Source organism: Shewanella sp. W3-18-1, from assembly GCF_000015185.1.
GTDB lineage: Bacteria > Pseudomonadota > Gammaproteobacteria > Enterobacterales > Shewanellaceae > Shewanella > Shewanella putrefaciens.
This window is the reverse complement of sequence record NC_008750.1, coordinates 2,785,154-2,800,851: the sequence shown is the minus strand read 5'-3', so window position 1 is coordinate 2,800,851 and position 15,698 is coordinate 2,785,154. Positions and strand designations below refer to the sequence as shown.

Sequence of the window (15,698 nt, the reverse complement as noted above, 5' to 3'; positions counted from 1 at the left end):
TGCCGAGCAAAATTCACTTTTTGTTGGGTTATCTAATGCCACATTGTCCTAAAAAACAATGCTTTTGTAGAAAATAGTTAAAAAAATAGAGACCCGCAGGTCTCTATTTTTGATTGATACGACTGACTGTCAAGTGGAACTAATCAGGCGCATAACCGCTTGGGCCGATAAGGTTGCCATCGAGATAGGCTTGGCCGTTTTGCATGTTAAGACGTTGCTGACTAAACCATTTCACCACGAGTGGATAAATCGCATGTTCTTGCTCATGTACGCGAGCGGCAAGCATGTCCGCCGTATCGTCTTCATAAACAGGGACTTTGGCCTGTAATATCACAGGGCCTGCATCCAGCTCAGGCGTGACAAAATGCACGCTAGCACCATGTTCGCTGTCGTTAGCGTCGATGGCGCGTTGATGAGTGTTTAAGCCAGTGTATTTGGGTAACAGCGAAGGATGGATGTTGATTATCCGGCCTAAATAACGATTGACGAGGTCATCGGTTAAGATCCGCATAAATCCCGCTAATACGATTAAATCGGGTTGATACTGTTCAATCACCGCGATTAAGCGTGCATCGTATTCAGAGCGAGATTCACCTTGATGCGCTATCACGCAGCTAGTATCAATTTCATTATAATGGGCGCGAACTAGGCCATAGGCATCGGGTTTATTACTGATCACTCCGACAACTTCGGCCTGCAGATTATCGTCACAACCGTCGATAATCGCTTGCAGGTTACTGCCATTTCCGGAAATTAAGACTACTACACGACAGCGCTGGGGCATTACAGGATCTCCACTTGCTCTTCATTGCCTTCTCGATGTGCAATAGCACCGATAAGCCATGCTTGTTCGCCTTCTGCTGCCAGTAATGCAAGTGCTGCATCCACTTTATCGGCAGGTAGCGCGACTATCATGCCGACGCCACAGTTGAAGGTACGATACATTTCGTACTGGGCAATATTGCCATTTTCCATTAACCAACTGAAAACAGCAGGCCATTGCCATGAGTCGCCTTGGATAACCGCTTTGCAATTATCTGGCAATACGCGGGGGATATTCTCCCAGAAGCCACCGCCAGTAATGTGCGCCATCGCATGGATATCAGATGCTTCAATCAGTTTGAGCAATGATTTTACGTAAATTTTGGTTGGCTCAAGGAGATGTTCAATTAGCGGTTTGCCATTGAGATCTTGCTGAGGGTCTGCTTGGCTTACTTCTAATACCTTACGGACTAAAGAGTAACCATTTGAATGAGGGCCGCTTGAGGCTAATGCAATAAGTGCATCACCCGCTGCCACTTTGCTACCGTCAATGATGTCGGCTTTTTCAACTACACCGACGCAGAAACCCGCTAGGTCGTAATCTTCACCTTCATACATGCCTGGCATTTCAGCGGTTTCACCGCCAATTAACGCACAACCAGATTGGAAACAACCTTCGCCGATGCCATTCACTACAGAGGTTGCAGTTTCAACATCGAGTTTGCCCGTTGCATAGTAATCGAGGAAAAACAGTGGCTCAGCGCCTTGAACGATAAGATCGTTCACACACATGGCAACTAAATCGATGCCGACAGTGTCATGTTTTTTATAGTCGATAGCTAAACGTAATTTAGTCCCAACACCGTCGGTGCCAGAAACTAAAACGGGTTGTTTGTATTTAGTGGGGATTTCACACAGAGCGCCAAAACCACCTAAGTTGCCCATAACTTCTGGACGACGGGTACGTTTTACGGCGGCTTTAATGTTACTTACCAGTGCATTACCTGCATCAATATCAACGCCGGCATCTTTATAGCTCAGTGGGGTAGGAGTGCTCACGGAGGGATCCTCTCGGGTACATCGTTATTGGATTTTATGCGGCGGTATTCTATCAGCTTGTGCTAGGGGTCGAAAGCCATGATTTGGATTTATCCCATTTGGTGAGATATTTTTGCTATCAACCACTGTGAATTTGCTGTTGATACTGTGTAATTGGTCACAAAAGAGTAAATAGGCGCGCGTATCTTAACCAGTGGAAACCTTTTCTTGGGAGATCGCTCACGATTAGACCGAATGGCAAAACTTTATGTTTTACCCAATAAACAAATCAACTAGAATCTGAAAAATTTGCCTCAAAAAATAATATCCGCGAACAAAAGTAGGAGAGAAAAATGAAAGTTGTCGAGGTTAAACATCCGTTAGTGCGTCACAAAATCGGCCTAATGCGCGAAGGTGACATTAGCACTAAGCGTTTCCGTGAACTGGCTGCTGAAGTGGGCAGTTTATTAACCTATGAAGCTACCGCAGATTTCGAAACCGAAACTGTTACGATTGAAGGCTGGAATGGTCCGGTTGAAGTCGATCAAATCAAAGGTAAAAAAGTCACTGTTGTACCTATTTTACGTGCGGGTTTGGGTATGATGGACGGTGTACTCGAACACATTCCAAGTGCGCGCATCTCTGTTGTGGGTATTTACCGTGATGAAGAGACCCTTGAGCCTGTGCCTTATTTTGAGAAGCTGGCGAGTGATATGAACGAGCGTATCGCCTTAGTTGTTGACCCAATGCTCGCTACCGGTGGTTCTATGATTGCGACCGTCGATTTATTGAAAAAGCGCGGTTGTACTTCAATTAAGGCCTTAGTGCTAGTGGCTGCGCCTGAAGGCATTAAAGCCTTAGAAGCAGCGCATCCTGATATCGAGTTATATACTGCGGCTATCGATAGATGCTTAAACGAGAAAGGTTATATCCTGCCAGGTCTTGGCGATGCAGGTGATAAAATTTTTGGTACTAAGTAATCGTCCTTTCAGCTTAGCATGACGATTCATATAGCCTGTTAATATTAGGGTGTTTGATCACAAAGGCCGAATCGCATTGCGATTCGGCCTTTCGTTTTGTGTTTACATTGACCCGTTGTTAACGGCTATAGCACCATAGCGGCAATCCAACCAAACACTAACAACGGAATATTGTAGTGAATAAAGGTTGGGATTACGCTATCACGTATATGATCGTGTTGGCCGTCGGCATTTAAACCTGCTGTGGGGCCCAAGGTGGAATCTGACGCAGGCGATCCCGCATCACCTAATGCTGCCGCTGTACCAACTAATGCAATCGTTGCCGCTACAGAAAAACCAAAACTTAATGCGAGAGGCACGTAAATAGTCGCAATAATAGGAATAGTCGAGAAGGATGAACCTATTCCCATCGTGATCAGCAAACCGACAACGAGCATCAAAAAAGCAGCAAGGGCTTTATTGTCACCAATCATCTCGCCAAGTGACGCAACAAGTGTACCGACTTCTCCCGTTTCTTTTACTACGGCAGCAAAGCCTGCGGCAGAAATCATAATAAAGCCGATGTTGGCCATCATGCGCACGCCTTGATTGAAGATATCTTGGTCGGCAACGTGTTTTAATGCACCTGAAAAACTGAAAATCATAAAACCGACTAAGGCACCGAAGATCATTGAGTCGGTTTCAAGTTGTACAAACAACGTCGCAAGAATTGCTAACGCAGCGATAACGATATTACGTTTATTAAGGCTTTCTTCTGGTGCCGCCATGACCGCTTTAGCATCTTCATATATCCGAGGTTTACGGTAACTGATAAATACAGCCGTCAGTAAGCCTACTACCATACCCGCAGCAGGGATTAACATGGCAGGAGGAATTTGATCCCGCACGGCGACTAAGCCATTACTGGTAAGGTTTGATAGCAAAATATCATTTAAAAAAATTCCCCCAAAACCAATTGGCAAAATCATATAGGTGGTGACAAGCCCAAACGTAAGCACACAAGCGACTAGACGACGGTCAATGTTCAGTTTGGACATCACATGTAATAGTGGCGGTACGAGGATTGGAATAAAAGCAATGTGGATTGGCAAAATATTTTGTGAGGCCATCGACATAGCAAGCAGCGACAATAGCAGTAACCAACGGACCCAATGAGTGTTTGTGGCATTAGGCTCTTTGCCTAAACTGCTGATAATAGATTTAGAGATAAGTGCCGTTAATCCTGAGTGCGATAGTGCGACGGCAAAGGCACCTAATAATGCATAACTGAGCGCAATTTGTGCGCCGCCACCTAAACCGGTATTAAAGGCGTCTATGGTTTGATGAAGATCCATACCGCCAATCAACCCTGCAACAAGGGCGCTAACGGTCAGAGCGATCACCACATTCACTCTAAACAAACTGAGTGCCAACATTAAACACACTGCAATTACGACTGCATTCATAGTCAATTTCTTAATTCTGTAAACCAAAGGGCGTATTTTTGACTGCAAAGGCTGTGTCTGTCCAGTTTGGCGAGAATTATTCTGCAAAATATCTGAGAATGTGATCCGCTTGGCGTTAGCGTGTTCATTGAATGTGGATGACGTTGGGTATGAGTTAAACAGATTGCTCTATCCTTAATCATTAAAATCGAATAGCCCTTGAAAAATGTGATATTGGTCTTAAATAGGTTGTAAGGCACGATGTACGACTTATAATGCCTAAAGATTTGATTGGTAAGTACACCCCTTAAGCATTTTCCACTTTGAAGCCTTTTGCGCCAATAAGAGGGGTTTTAGGGGGAGTGTCTTACTTTATAGTTAGTTCAACTCATAGATGGAGATATAAAATGAGCGTATTAGTAGGCCGTCCGGCTCCGGATTTCACTGCTGCGGCGGTATTAGGTTCTGGCGAAATCGTAGATAGCTTTAACTTAACGGCTGCAATTAAAGGTAAACCAGCAGTCGTATTTTTCTATCCACTTGACTTCACTTTCGTTTGCCCATCAGAGTTAATTGCCTTTGATCACCGCATGGAAGAGTTCACTAAACGTGGCGTAGAAGTGATCGGTGTGTCTATCGATTCTCAGTTCACTCACAATGCATGGCGTAATACTCCAGTTGAAAAGGGCGGCATTGGTCAAGTTAAATACACGCTAGTAGCTGACGTTAAACACGAAATCTGTAAAGCGTACGATGTTGAGCATCCTGATGCGGGCGTAGCGTTCCGTGGTTCATTCCTTATCGACAAAGAAGGCATGGTTCGTCATCAAGTGGTTAACGACCTGCCATTAGGCCGTAACGTCGATGAAATGTTACGTATGATCGATGCACTGCAATTCCACGAAGAGCACGGCGATGTTTGCCCAGCAGGTTGGGAAAAAGGCGACAAAGGTATGAACGCAAGCACTGAAGGTGTTGCTGCTTACCTGTCTGAAAACGCAAGCTCTCTGTAATCGAATAGAGCGAGTGAATAAAAAAGCTGCCAATTGGCAGCTTTTTGTTTTTATTGAATAAATCTAGCTTCAGTGATTGAGTTTATTCTTCTGTGTCACTTTCAGCATCTTGCGCACCTGCAGCCAGTAAAGGCCAACCGCCTAATTGTTTCCAGCGATTGACTATGTAGCAAAAGAGCTCCGCTGTGCGTTCAGTATCATATAACGCTGAGTGGGCTTCTTTATTGTCAAAGGGAATACCTGCCATCATACATGCTTTCGCTAAAACCGTATGACCAATAGCAAGTCCTGCGAGTGTAGCGGTATCGAAGGTGGCAAAAGGATGAAATGGTGAGCGTTTTAAGTCACAACGCTCAATCGCTTTACTGACAAAACCATGATCAAAAGCGGCATTATGGGCCACAATAATACAGCGATGACAATCAGCAGCTTTTTGTGCCTTTTTGACAGCTTTAAAAATGTCTAAAAATGCCTCTTTTTCGCTGACAGCGCCACGTAATGGATTGTTAGGATCTATCCCATTAAAAGCGAGTGCTGCAGGTTCTAAATTGGCGCCTTCAAATGGTTCTATATGGAAGTGCAAGGTTTTATCAATGCCTAGCATGCCCTCATCATCCATTTTCAGCAGGGTGACGGCTATTTCCAGCAACGCATCCGTTTGAGAGTTGAAGCCCGCCGTTTCGACATCAATGACTACCGGAAAGTAGCCTCGAAATCGGTGTTTCAATTTGTTCGCGTCGCAAATGTCGCTCATTAAGATACCCAATAAAATTCACAGGGCGCTATTATGCTAAATGCACTTGGGTGTGTCATGCTTGATTGGTGGTTTTATAAGCTAAAGGAACTAAATAGTTTGCCGATAAAGCCATGTAACCGATTAATCATGAGTAAAGGCTATGTGGCGAAAACTGATATTAGTATCAATTTTATGCGTTCCTGCAACTGCAACGGCAGAGTTGCGCCATTATGTGGCCTCGTTAAATAATTCCCAATGGCGGGTTACTGAGAATTCTCCTATCGTTTGTCGTCTTGAGCATGATATTCCATCCTATGGTAAAGCTATTTTTACCAGTGAGGCGGGTAAACAACTGAATCTTAACTTCACGTTAGATATGTGGCTTAAACCGGACCAAGTGACTCAAGCACAGTTAATTAGTCGTTCACCCCAATGGCGTCCTGGTGTGGTATCTAAAGAAATCACTTCTTTACGCTATCAAAAATATTTTAACGGTGAAGTGCCTAAGCGTGCAGCTTGGTCAATGTTAGACGAACTAAGCCGTGGCATGCAGCCCACATTTTATTATGCGGATTGGTATAACGAATCGACTAAAATTGCAGTTGGGTTATCCTCGGCTAATTTTGGCCGTAAATATGCCGAGTTTAAGGCTTGTCTTGCTCACTTATTACCTTATAGTTTTGAGGATATAGCGTTCACCGTACTTAATTACAATGAAGGCGGGACTGACTTAACGCGTTTTTCTAAGCAACAGCTAACACGGGTGCAGGAATATCTGGCCTATGATCCTAATGTTGAACTGGTGCTGGTGGATGCCTATACCGATAGTTATGGTGGCCGTTCGGTTAACCAAAGAGTGTCAGATAACCGCGCTGAGTCGGTGAAAGAGTTTTTCCTATCCAGTGGCATCCCTCAAGATCGTATTTTAACGGTTGGTCATGGTGAGCGGCGTCATGTAGCTTCAAATGAAGATATAGATGAAAGGGCCCGTAATCGCCGAGTCGTGATCAGGATAAGTAAACCAATGTAGTCAGCAAGACATTTTGTATGGGAATGTGTTATTAATGCCAAGTATTATGCTTGGCATTACTATTTTACACGGGATAAAAAAAAGCCCACTTAATCTAAGTGGGCCGCAAAATAATGCATTTGCAATCAACAAATTGAAGGAAGGAAGTCAAGCATAAGAACCAGGGATGAAACTGACATGTTGGGAACACATCAGCTTAAAAGTTCTTGTTTTCAATATCTGAAGACAGATACTTCCTGAAAACAAGGCTATTCTAGTGCTTGGCATTACACAAAACAAACGAGAAAAATTGCCTGTATACATTAGCAAATCTAATGGACTATTAAGTGATCTAGCTCACTTAAGTCACTATTTACCTTCATTAATAACTTATCAATCAGTTTAAGTGCATAAAAATACATTTCAATCAGCTTATCTTTGTTACCACTTTATTAAATCCATTAACGGTCTTAAAAAAAGCGTAATGAGATTACGGGATTGCCATGGAGATTTTAGCTTGTATAGTACTTGCTGAAAAAGGCGTTAAGCCCGAAACCACAAGAAGGACGATAATGAGATGGCAGTAAGATTTCACCTTGCAAAGCAAGGTTTGCTAGTCGCCACACTAGGACTGGCGCTTGGTGCTTGCCAAAGTGGCAATACTCCTGAACAACATTCAGTTGAGGTGCAACAAGCGAGTAGCAATAAGTTTGTTTATCCTGAAACGGATAAAGACGATTTAGTTGAAACTATTCATGGTATTTCGGTGGCGGATCCTTATCGTCATCTTGAAGCAAACACGCCAGAAACAGAAAAATGGGTAAAAACACAACAAGCTTTTGGTCAAGAATATTTAGCCAAAATACCCAATAAACAAGCTGTTGTTGAACGTATTACTGAGTTATGGAATTACGAGAAGGTTTCAGCCCCCTTTGAGCATGGTGAAAATCAATTCTACTACCGCAATGATGGTTTACAGGCTCAATCTGTCTTGTATGTAAAAGGCCGTGATGGTGTTGAAAAACCAATACTTGATCCAAATAAACTTTCAACAAACGGCACTGTTGCACTATCAGGGGTCTCTGTTAGCAATGATGGTAAAATTTTAGCTTATGGGGTGTCTAATTCAGGTTCTGATTGGCAACAGTGGCAGTTTATCAACGTAGCTACAGGTAAAAAGCTATCGGACGAATTAAAGTGGATTAAATTTTCTAACGCAGTTTGGGATAAAGAAAACCAAGGGGTGTTTTATGCTCGCTATGATGCCCCCGCTGGTGGTGATTTATTAGCCGATGTCAACTTTAATCAAAAAGTGTATTACCACACATTAGGTACTGATCAACGTCAGGATTTATTGATTTACGAACGCCCTCAAAATAAAGATTGGGGCTTTAAAATTGATGTTTCGGAACAAGGTGAATATTTATTATTATCTATTTCACAAGGTACAGATAAACGCAATCGCTTCTTCTATAAATCGCTGTTTGAGCCTAAATCTCAAGTAGTGGAATTGATCCTCAATTTAGAGGCTGAATATGAGTTTTTAGGTAATGATGGTTCGGTGTTTTATTTTAAAACCGATTTAGATGCTCCTAACGGTAAAGTGATTGCGATTGATACCCGTAATAGCGATAAATCCCAATGGCAAACGATTATTCCTGAGTCAAAGGATCCAATTAATAATGTTGCCATTATTAATGACCATTTAGTGGTGAGTTATTTACACGATGTATTAGGTCAATTATCGATTTACAGCATGGGTGGTCAGAAGCGTCAAGATGTCGCGTTACCAGGTCTTGGTAATGTGACAGGGCCTTTTGGCAAAGCCAGTAAAGACTATTTTTACTATGTATTTAACAGCTATATTCAACCCGAAACCACCTATAAGTTTGACTTTAAAACTGGCGGATCAACCGTTATTGCCAAACCCAAAGTCTCGTTTAATCCTGATAACTATATTTCTGAGCAAGTTTTTTATACCAGCAAAGACGGCACACGAGTGCCTATGATGCTTTCTTATAAGAAAGGCTTAGTGAAAAACGGTCAAAACCCAACATTACTTTATGCCTATGGTGGTTTTGCTATTTCGATGACCCCGCGTTTTAGTCCAGCCAATATTGCTTGGTTAGATATGGGCGGTATTTATGCTGTACCCAGTTTACGTGGCGGTGCCGAATATGGAGAAAGTTGGCATCAAGCAGGGATGTTTGATAAAAAGCAAAATGTGTTTGATGATTATTTTGCCGCAGCCGAATACTTGATTAATGAGAAATATACAAATACATCTAAACTTGGTGCCTATGGTCGCAGTAACGGTGGCCTATTGATGGGGGCTGCAGTAACACAACGCCCAGAACTGTTCGCTGCAGTATTACCTGCTGTAGGTGTTTTAGATATGTTGCGTTTCCATAAATTCACTATTGGTTGGGCTTGGACAAGTGAATATGGTAGTGCTGATAATGCGGAGCAATTTCCTGCATTATTGGCTTATTCGCCATACCACAATGTTAAAGCACAGTCTTATCCTGCCACTATGGTGATGACAGCCGATCATGATGATCGTGTTGTACCCTTACACAGTTTCAAGTTTGCAGCCATGCTGCAAGACAAACAGCAGGGAGACAAACCTGTGATCATGCGAATTGAGTCCAATGCGGGCCACGGAGCAGGTAAACCAACGGCAATGAAGATAGATGAGTTTGCCGATATTTATAGCTTCCTGTGGCAAAGTTTTGGTTTGAAGCTGCCACAAACTATCGCAAAATAACTAACAATGTTAATAAAATGGGGTCATTTGACCCCATTGTGTTTTACAATTGCTCCGATTCATCTGAAACCCGCGCTATTCCTATCTATATCTTCATAGGGTCATTCACAAGTCTTGTTTCCCTAGGTATAGTAGCGTCAATTTTTCAACCAAAACTTGCTTTCATTAAATGACGTTTCATTGGCCTATATCAGTCTATTACGAAGACACCGACGCTGGCGGCGTTGTCTATCATTCGAACTATCTCAACTTTTTTGAGCGTGCGAGAACCGAGTGGTTAAAAGCCCTTGGTGTAAGTCAGACTGCACTGTTGGCTGACGACACAGCATTTGTCGTTAAGCGTGCTGAACTCGATTTTCGAAAAGCTGCACGTTTTGAACAGAACCTTATTGTAGAAACTAAGGTCATAGAGTTGAAAAAGGCCTCGTTGGTATTTCATCAACGCTTGGTTGATCATCAGGGTGAATGTTATTGTGAAGGCACAGTGCTGGTTGTTTGTGTCGCGCTTTCACGAATGCGTCCCCGAGCAATTCCCTTAAATATTGTGCAGGAGTTTGACAGTGCAAGCTGATATGTCGATTGTTGGGTTATTTTTACAAGCCAGTTTATTAGTGAAATTTGTGATGTTCACTTTACTTGCCTTGTCAGTGATGTCTTGGACGGTGATTTTACAACGCCGTAGCCTATTATCATCAGCAAAAGGTAAATCGGCAAAATTTGAAGATAAATTTTGGTCGGGCGTAGATTTAAACCGCCTGTATAAAGAGTTATCTGCTCGTCCCGATAATACTGGCTTAGAGTCATTATTCGTGACTGGTTTTAAAGAGTATTCACGTTTAAATAAATTAAATAGCAAGGTGCCAGATGCTGTGATGGACGGTACGTCCCGTGCCATGCGTGTGACGCTTTCTCGCGAAATGGAAAAGTTAGAAGCTAACTTACCGTTATTAGCGACTATTGGTTCAACGAGTCCCTATATCGGTTTATTTGGTACTGTGTGGGGGATTATGAATTCTTTTATTGCCATTGGTTCTATGGAAAACGCCACATTAGCGATGGTCGCTCCAGGTATTGCTGAGGCATTGATTGCAACGGCGATGGGTCTATTTGCGGCAATTCCAGCGGTTATTGCTTACAACCGTTTCTCGACTCAAGTGGATAAATTGGAAATGGCCTACGCAAACTTTATGGAAGAATTCTCCAGTATTTTGCATCGCCAAGCGTACAGCGAGAAGGAAGGGGTATAATGCAACCAGCTTATCAGCGTAAACGTCGTCGCCCCGTTGCTGAAATTAACGTGGTGCCTTATATCGACGTCATGCTAGTGCTGTTAATTATTTTTATGGTAACAGCACCCATAGTGACTCAAGGCGTTAAAGTTGAGCTGCCTCAAGGGGCGGCGGAAGTGTTACCCAATGATAGTAAGCCACCTATTGTTGCCTCCATTGATGGCGACGGTGATTACTTCCTCAATAAAGGTGGTTCGAACAATGAAGAAATGGATTTGGAAGAACTTGCTACAGCTGTAGCGGCCATTATGGTGACAGAGCCTGAACGCCCAGTCGTGGTCAAGGCCGATAGAAATATTCCTTACGATAAAGTGATTCAGTTGATGGTGACCTTACAAGGTGCAGGCGTACCCTCAGTCGGTTTGATGACGGATTCACCCAAGGAGAAATAGGTGGCGGATAATTCAAATGTTGCATTACCTCTGTCAATTTCAGCAGGTATTCATATTGGTGTGATAATTATTTTAGCGATTGGCGTTGACTTCACCCATAAACCTGAACCCGTGCAACAAGTTAGCGCCCCTGCGGTAAAAGCTGTTATGGTTGATCAGCAGAAAGTCGCTAATCAGGTTGAAAAGATTAAGCAAGAAAAACGTGAAGCTGAACGGCGTGAACAAGAACGCCAAGCTGAGCTTGAACGCAAAGCGCAAGAGGCAAAGCAAGCACGTGAACGTGAACAAGCACAGCTTAAAAAGTTGGAGCAAGAACGTAAACTGCAAGAGATTGAAACCCAAAAGGCTAACGAAGCTGCCAAAGTTGCACAGGTGAAACAGCAACAGGAAAAGGAAAAGGCACAGAAAGCCGAAGCCGACCGTAAGCTGAAAGAGCAAGAGCGTAAAGTGGCTGAAGAAGCGGCCCAAAAAGCAGCGGAAAAGCGTAAAGCAGAAGAAGCCGCTGCGGCGAAGGCCGAAACTGAGCGTAAGCAAAAAGAAGAGGCCGAACGCAAAAAGAAAGAAGAAGCTGATCGTAAACTGAAGGAAGAAGCTGAACGTAAACGTAAAGCTGATGCAGAAGCCAAGGCTCGAGCACAGCAAGAGCAGGAAATGGCCGATGCGTTAGCCGCAGAGCAGGCGGCGTTGTCGCAAACGATGAATAAGCAGATGCAGAGCGAGGTCGGTAAATATACCGCCATGATCAAGTCGACTATTCAACGCAATCTGGTTGTTGATGAGTCAATGCGAGGAAAGAGTTGTAAAGTGTCTGTGCGTTTAGCTAACGATGGATTTGTGATCAGTAGCCAAACAGATGGCGGCGATGCAAATGTTTGTCGGGCGACTAAAGCGGCGATTTTGAAGGCGGGTAAACTGCCTGTCTCTCCGGATCCTGCGGTTTATAACTTGATGAAAGAAATTAACTTAATCGTTGAACCAACGTTTAATTAAAGGAGTCCCATGAAAATTTTGGCCAAATGGTTAGCATTGGCAGTACTGCTATGCACCACCCCCACAAAAGCGGCATTGGATATTGTGATCACTGAAGGTATTGATGCTGCTCGTCCTATCGCGGTCATGCCTTTTGTATGGCAAGGTACTGGCGCACCACCTCAAGCCATCGCTGATGTTGTTATGTCAGATCTTGTGCGTAGTGGCACTTTTAAACCATTAGACGAGTTAGGGTTACCTCAGCGTAATATTGGCGCTGTGGCGCAATTTCAAGCGAGTGCTTGGGGGAGTGTGGGCGCAGAGGCTTTGGTTTTAGGCTCAGTTAAGCCCTATGGCACTGATCAATATCTTGTTAGTTTTGATCTAATTGATCTTGTTAAAGCGCAAAACCAAAGTTTAAAAGGGGCTGTCAGTCCAACTGAGTTTTTAATGGACAGTCGCCAAACCGTCATTTCAGCGGCACAATTTCGCCAATATGGGCATAGGATCAGCGATATTGTATATGAGAAATTGACGGGTATCCGCGGAGCATTTTTAACGCGTATCTCTTACGTAGTTGTAAACCATACGCAAAAAGCACCCTATCAGTTGATGATTGCTGATTATGACGGCTTTAACGAGCAAATGTTATTACGTTCACCAGAACCTTTGATGTCACCGACATGGTCTCCTGATGGACGTCGTTTGGCGTATGTGAGTTTTGAAAACAAGAAAGCCGAAATTTTTGTACAAGATCTGTATACCCAAGTACGTACTAAGGTGAGCAGCTTTCCTGGTATTAATGGTGCTCCAGCATTTTCACCCGATGGAAAATCCTTAGCTGTAACTTTATCTAAGGATGGTCAACCTGAAATATACGTGATTGATATTGCAACAAAGGCCATTAAACGCATTACAAACCATTATGCAATTGATACAGAACCCTCTTGGTATCCTGATGGAAAATCTCTGTTGTTTACCTCTGAGCGTGGTGGTAAACCCCAGTTATATCGCGTAGATTTAGCTTCTGGCAAGGTGACTCGTGAAACCTTTGAAGGTGAATGGAACCTCGGTGGATCTATTACTCCCGATGGGCGTAGTATGATCTTTGTTAATCGAACAAATGGTAAATTTAACATTGCGCGTATGGATCTCAATACGCGTTTTATGCAGGTGCTGACTTCGACACGTTTGGATGAGTCTCCAAGCGTGGCACCTAATGGTACTATGGTGATTTATGGTACTACGCACCAAGGCAAACAAGTTTTAGCTGCCGTTTCAACGGACGGACGCTTTAAAGCAAGGTTACCGGTAGGTCAGGGTGAGGTGAAATCACCTTCTTGGTCTCCGTTTCTCTAATGTATTATACTGATTTATTAACATTTAATTTTATAAGGAACACGTAATGGATCTGAACAAGTTGTTAAAAGCTATGTTGGTAGCACTTCCAATTATGGCTATTAGTGCATGTAGCTCAACTTCTGAATCAGAAACTGATGCAATGGGCTCAACAAACGGTTCTGGTAGCGGACTGAATGGTGGTGGCGTTCAAACCGGTGGTATTGGCGGTATGCTGTCACCAGAAGAGCAACAACGTCAGCAATTGGAAGAGTTAAGAAGAGAGCACATCATTTACTTCGACTTCGACCGTAGTGAAGTTCAAACTGAATTCGCCGCTATATTAGAAGCCCATGGCACTTATCTGGTAGAGCACCCAAGTGTACGTGTACTGATTGAAGGCCATGCGGATGAGCGTGGCACTCCAGAGTACAACATTGCACTAGGTGAGCGTCGTGCTAAAGCGGTTGCTAAATACTTACAAGGTATGGGCGTACAACCTAGCCAAATGAGTGTTGTCAGCTATGGCGAAGAAAAACCTCTTGATTTTTCTCGCACTGATGAAGGTTTTGGCAAAAACCGTCGTGCAGTTTTAGTTTACTAAGATTGAATTACGGAGAGTAACACCATGAAACGTGCCGTCTTAATTACGGCAATGTTCCTTGGCGCGGGTGCTGCAGTAGCAGCACCTGCACCTGTGGAAGATATTGCTGGTGGTTCAGGTGATGACAGACTCGCTCGTTTAGAGCGCATCGTTAAATCAAGACAACAAAGCGAGCTAGAAATGCAGCGTCGTCTGGATACGTTGCAGCAGGAAGTTCTCGAATTACGTGGTTTAACCGAACAACAGAATTATCAAATAGAACAGATGCAACAGCGTCAACGTCAACTTTATGATGATGTAGCGAATTTATCCTCAAAAGCTTCTGCCGCTCCAGCCGCTTCTGCTGCAACATCGACACCTTCTGTTGCTACAGCCAATGCCGCCGCAAGTAGCTTAAGTGAAACCGCAAGTTATGAAAGCGCCGTTAACTTAGTTTTGAAAGAACGTAAGTATGACGATGCTATTCCTGCATTTAGAGCTTTTATTAAACAGTATCCAGATTCAGTGTATGCAGCCAATGCTAACTACTGGCTGGGGCAATTATTATTTAATAAGAGTGAGTTTGCTGAAGCTAAGCAAGCCTTTAATACTGTCGTTGTGCGTTTTAGCGATTCAAATAAACGTGGTGATAGTTTAGTCAAACTTGGCATGATCGCAGAGAAAACAGGCGATAAAGCGGGTGCCACTCAGTATTACCAACAAGTCGTGAAAGACTACGCAAACAGCGCCGCTGCACGTATTGCCCAGCAGCAATTGGCTGCCATTAAAGTGTAATTAACTAAAAAACATACTCTTAGTCTGTTTTTCATGCAAACGACAAAAAAATGGGAATTTGCGCTTGCATGGGAAGATGAAAAAGGTATTATAGGCGCCCTCAGAGCGGCGAGGTCGTTCGGGGCGCAAAATACCAGTAAATGGGTCGTTAGCTCAGTCGGTAGAGCAGTTGGCTTTTAACCAATTGGTCGAAGGTTCGAATCCTTCACGACCCACCACTTACTCTATTAAATAGAATAAGTTAGTGGTTTTTAGTGGGATAGTTGTGACAGCATATGGGTCGTTAGCTCAGTCGGTAGAGCAGTTGGCTTTTAACCAATTGGTCGAAGGTTCGAATCCTTCACGACCCACCACTTTACTGAAAGTGTATAAATCAGTGCAATATTCAGATGGGTCGTTAGCTCAGTCGGTAGAGCAGTTGGCTTTTAACCAATTGGTCGAAGGTTCGAATCCTTCACGACCCACCACTTATTTTTAGATGATTAATCATAAAATAAGTGAGCCGTTTTATCGTAATATCCAGATGGGTCGTTAGCTCAGTCGGTAGAGCAGTTGGCTTTTAACCAATTGGTCGAAGGTTCGAATCCTTCACGACCCACCACT

General features: G+C 43.4%; 15 protein-coding genes and 4 tRNA genes. 15 read left to right on the top strand and 4 right to left on the bottom strand.

Annotation, left to right across the window (positions count from 1 at the left end; genetic code table 11):
* Positions 1-139: 139 nt before the first annotated feature.
* Complete coding sequence (gene purN / locus SPUTW3181_RS12695) at positions 140-784, bottom strand: phosphoribosylglycinamide formyltransferase (protein WP_011789713.1); 645 nt, start codon at positions 782-784, stop codon at positions 140-142.
* Entirely contained in the window at positions 784-1,821 is a 1,038-nt protein-coding gene (gene purM / locus SPUTW3181_RS12690; RefSeq protein ID WP_011789712.1) for a phosphoribosylformylglycinamidine cyclo-ligase, read from the bottom strand. Before purM ends, purN begins: the two co-directional genes overlap by 1 nt.
* 332 nt (positions 1,822-2,153) lie before the next feature.
* On the opposite strand from purM, the gene upp reads away from it, so the two are divergent.
* Complete coding sequence (gene upp, locus SPUTW3181_RS12685; RefSeq protein WP_011789711.1) at positions 2,154-2,780, top strand: uracil phosphoribosyltransferase; 627 nt, start codon at positions 2,154-2,156, stop codon at positions 2,778-2,780.
* 125 nt (positions 2,781-2,905) lie between these two features.
* Here upp and SPUTW3181_RS12680 read toward each other — a convergent pair whose 3' ends face one another.
* Positions 2,906-4,225 (bottom strand): Na+/H+ antiporter family protein, encoded by a 1,320-nt coding sequence (locus SPUTW3181_RS12680; RefSeq protein WP_011789710.1) that lies wholly within the window; start codon positions 4,223-4,225, stop codon positions 2,906-2,908.
* 386 nt (positions 4,226-4,611) lie between these two features.
* Here SPUTW3181_RS12680 and SPUTW3181_RS12675 point away from each other — a divergent pair, with 386 nt between their 5' ends.
* Complete coding sequence (locus SPUTW3181_RS12675; protein ID WP_011789709.1) at positions 4,612-5,217, top strand: peroxiredoxin C; 606 nt, start codon at positions 4,612-4,614, stop codon at positions 5,215-5,217.
* Between the two features lie 82 nt (positions 5,218-5,299).
* Here the strand turns inward: SPUTW3181_RS12675 and rnt are convergent, their stop codons facing one another.
* Positions 5,300-5,971 (bottom strand): ribonuclease T, encoded by a 672-nt coding sequence (gene rnt / locus SPUTW3181_RS12670; protein ID WP_011789708.1) that lies wholly within the window; start codon positions 5,969-5,971, stop codon positions 5,300-5,302.
* Between the two features lie 142 nt (positions 5,972-6,113).
* Between rnt and motY the strand changes: the two genes are divergently transcribed.
* The 13 genes from motY (at position 6,114) to SPUTW3181_RS12605 (ending at position 15,696) form a co-directional block, all read left to right on the top strand.
* The gene (gene motY, locus SPUTW3181_RS12665; RefSeq protein WP_011789707.1) at positions 6,114-6,983 is read left to right on the top strand and encodes a flagellar protein MotY; all 870 of its coding nucleotides are present in this window, start codon (positions 6,114-6,116) and stop codon (positions 6,981-6,983) included.
* A 556-nt stretch (positions 6,984-7,539) separates the two neighbouring features.
* On the top strand, positions 7,540-9,729 hold the full coding sequence (locus tag SPUTW3181_RS12660) for a prolyl oligopeptidase family serine peptidase (RefSeq protein WP_011789706.1): 2,190 nt from the start codon (positions 7,540-7,542) through the stop codon (positions 9,727-9,729).
* Positions 9,730-9,898: 169 nt separating this feature from the next.
* Positions 9,899-10,300 (top strand): tol-pal system-associated acyl-CoA thioesterase, encoded by a 402-nt coding sequence (gene ybgC / locus SPUTW3181_RS12655; RefSeq protein ID WP_011789705.1) that lies wholly within the window; start codon positions 9,899-9,901, stop codon positions 10,298-10,300.
* Entirely contained in the window at positions 10,290-10,976 is a 687-nt protein-coding gene (gene tolQ, locus SPUTW3181_RS12650; protein WP_011789704.1) for a protein TolQ, read from the top strand. The genes ybgC and tolQ overlap by 11 nt, the downstream gene beginning before the upstream one ends.
* Positions 10,976-11,410, top strand: coding sequence for a protein TolR (gene tolR, locus SPUTW3181_RS12645; protein ID WP_011789703.1), 435 nt, complete (start codon positions 10,976-10,978; stop codon positions 11,408-11,410). Before tolQ ends, tolR begins: the two co-directional genes overlap by 1 nt.
* Positions 11,411-12,400 carry a cell envelope integrity protein TolA gene (gene tolA / locus SPUTW3181_RS12640; RefSeq protein ID WP_011789702.1) on the top strand — a complete coding sequence of 330 codons (990 nt, stop codon included), beginning with the start codon at positions 11,411-11,413 and terminating at the stop codon, positions 12,398-12,400. It begins immediately after the preceding gene.
* Positions 12,401-12,409: 9 nt separating this feature from the next.
* Entirely contained in the window at positions 12,410-13,738 is a 1,329-nt protein-coding gene (gene tolB / locus SPUTW3181_RS12635; protein ID WP_011789701.1) for a Tol-Pal system beta propeller repeat protein TolB, read from the top strand.
* A 46-nt stretch (positions 13,739-13,784) separates the two neighbouring features.
* Positions 13,785-14,321 (top strand): peptidoglycan-associated lipoprotein Pal, encoded by a 537-nt coding sequence (gene pal, locus SPUTW3181_RS12630; RefSeq protein WP_011789700.1) that lies wholly within the window; start codon positions 13,785-13,787, stop codon positions 14,319-14,321.
* Between the two features lie 24 nt (positions 14,322-14,345).
* Positions 14,346-15,095 (top strand): tol-pal system protein YbgF, encoded by a 750-nt coding sequence (gene ybgF, locus SPUTW3181_RS12625; protein WP_011789699.1) that lies wholly within the window; start codon positions 14,346-14,348, stop codon positions 15,093-15,095.
* A 142-nt stretch (positions 15,096-15,237) separates the two neighbouring features.
* Positions 15,238-15,313, top strand: a tRNA-Lys gene (locus SPUTW3181_RS12620).
* 59 nt (positions 15,314-15,372) lie between these two features.
* A tRNA-Lys gene (locus tag SPUTW3181_RS12615) sits at positions 15,373-15,448 on the top strand.
* Between the two features lie 38 nt (positions 15,449-15,486).
* A tRNA-Lys gene (locus SPUTW3181_RS12610) sits at positions 15,487-15,562 on the top strand.
* 58 nt (positions 15,563-15,620) lie between these two features.
* Positions 15,621-15,696: transfer RNA gene (locus tag SPUTW3181_RS12605), tRNA-Lys, on the top strand.
* The last annotated feature ends 2 nt before the right edge of the window (positions 15,697-15,698 follow it).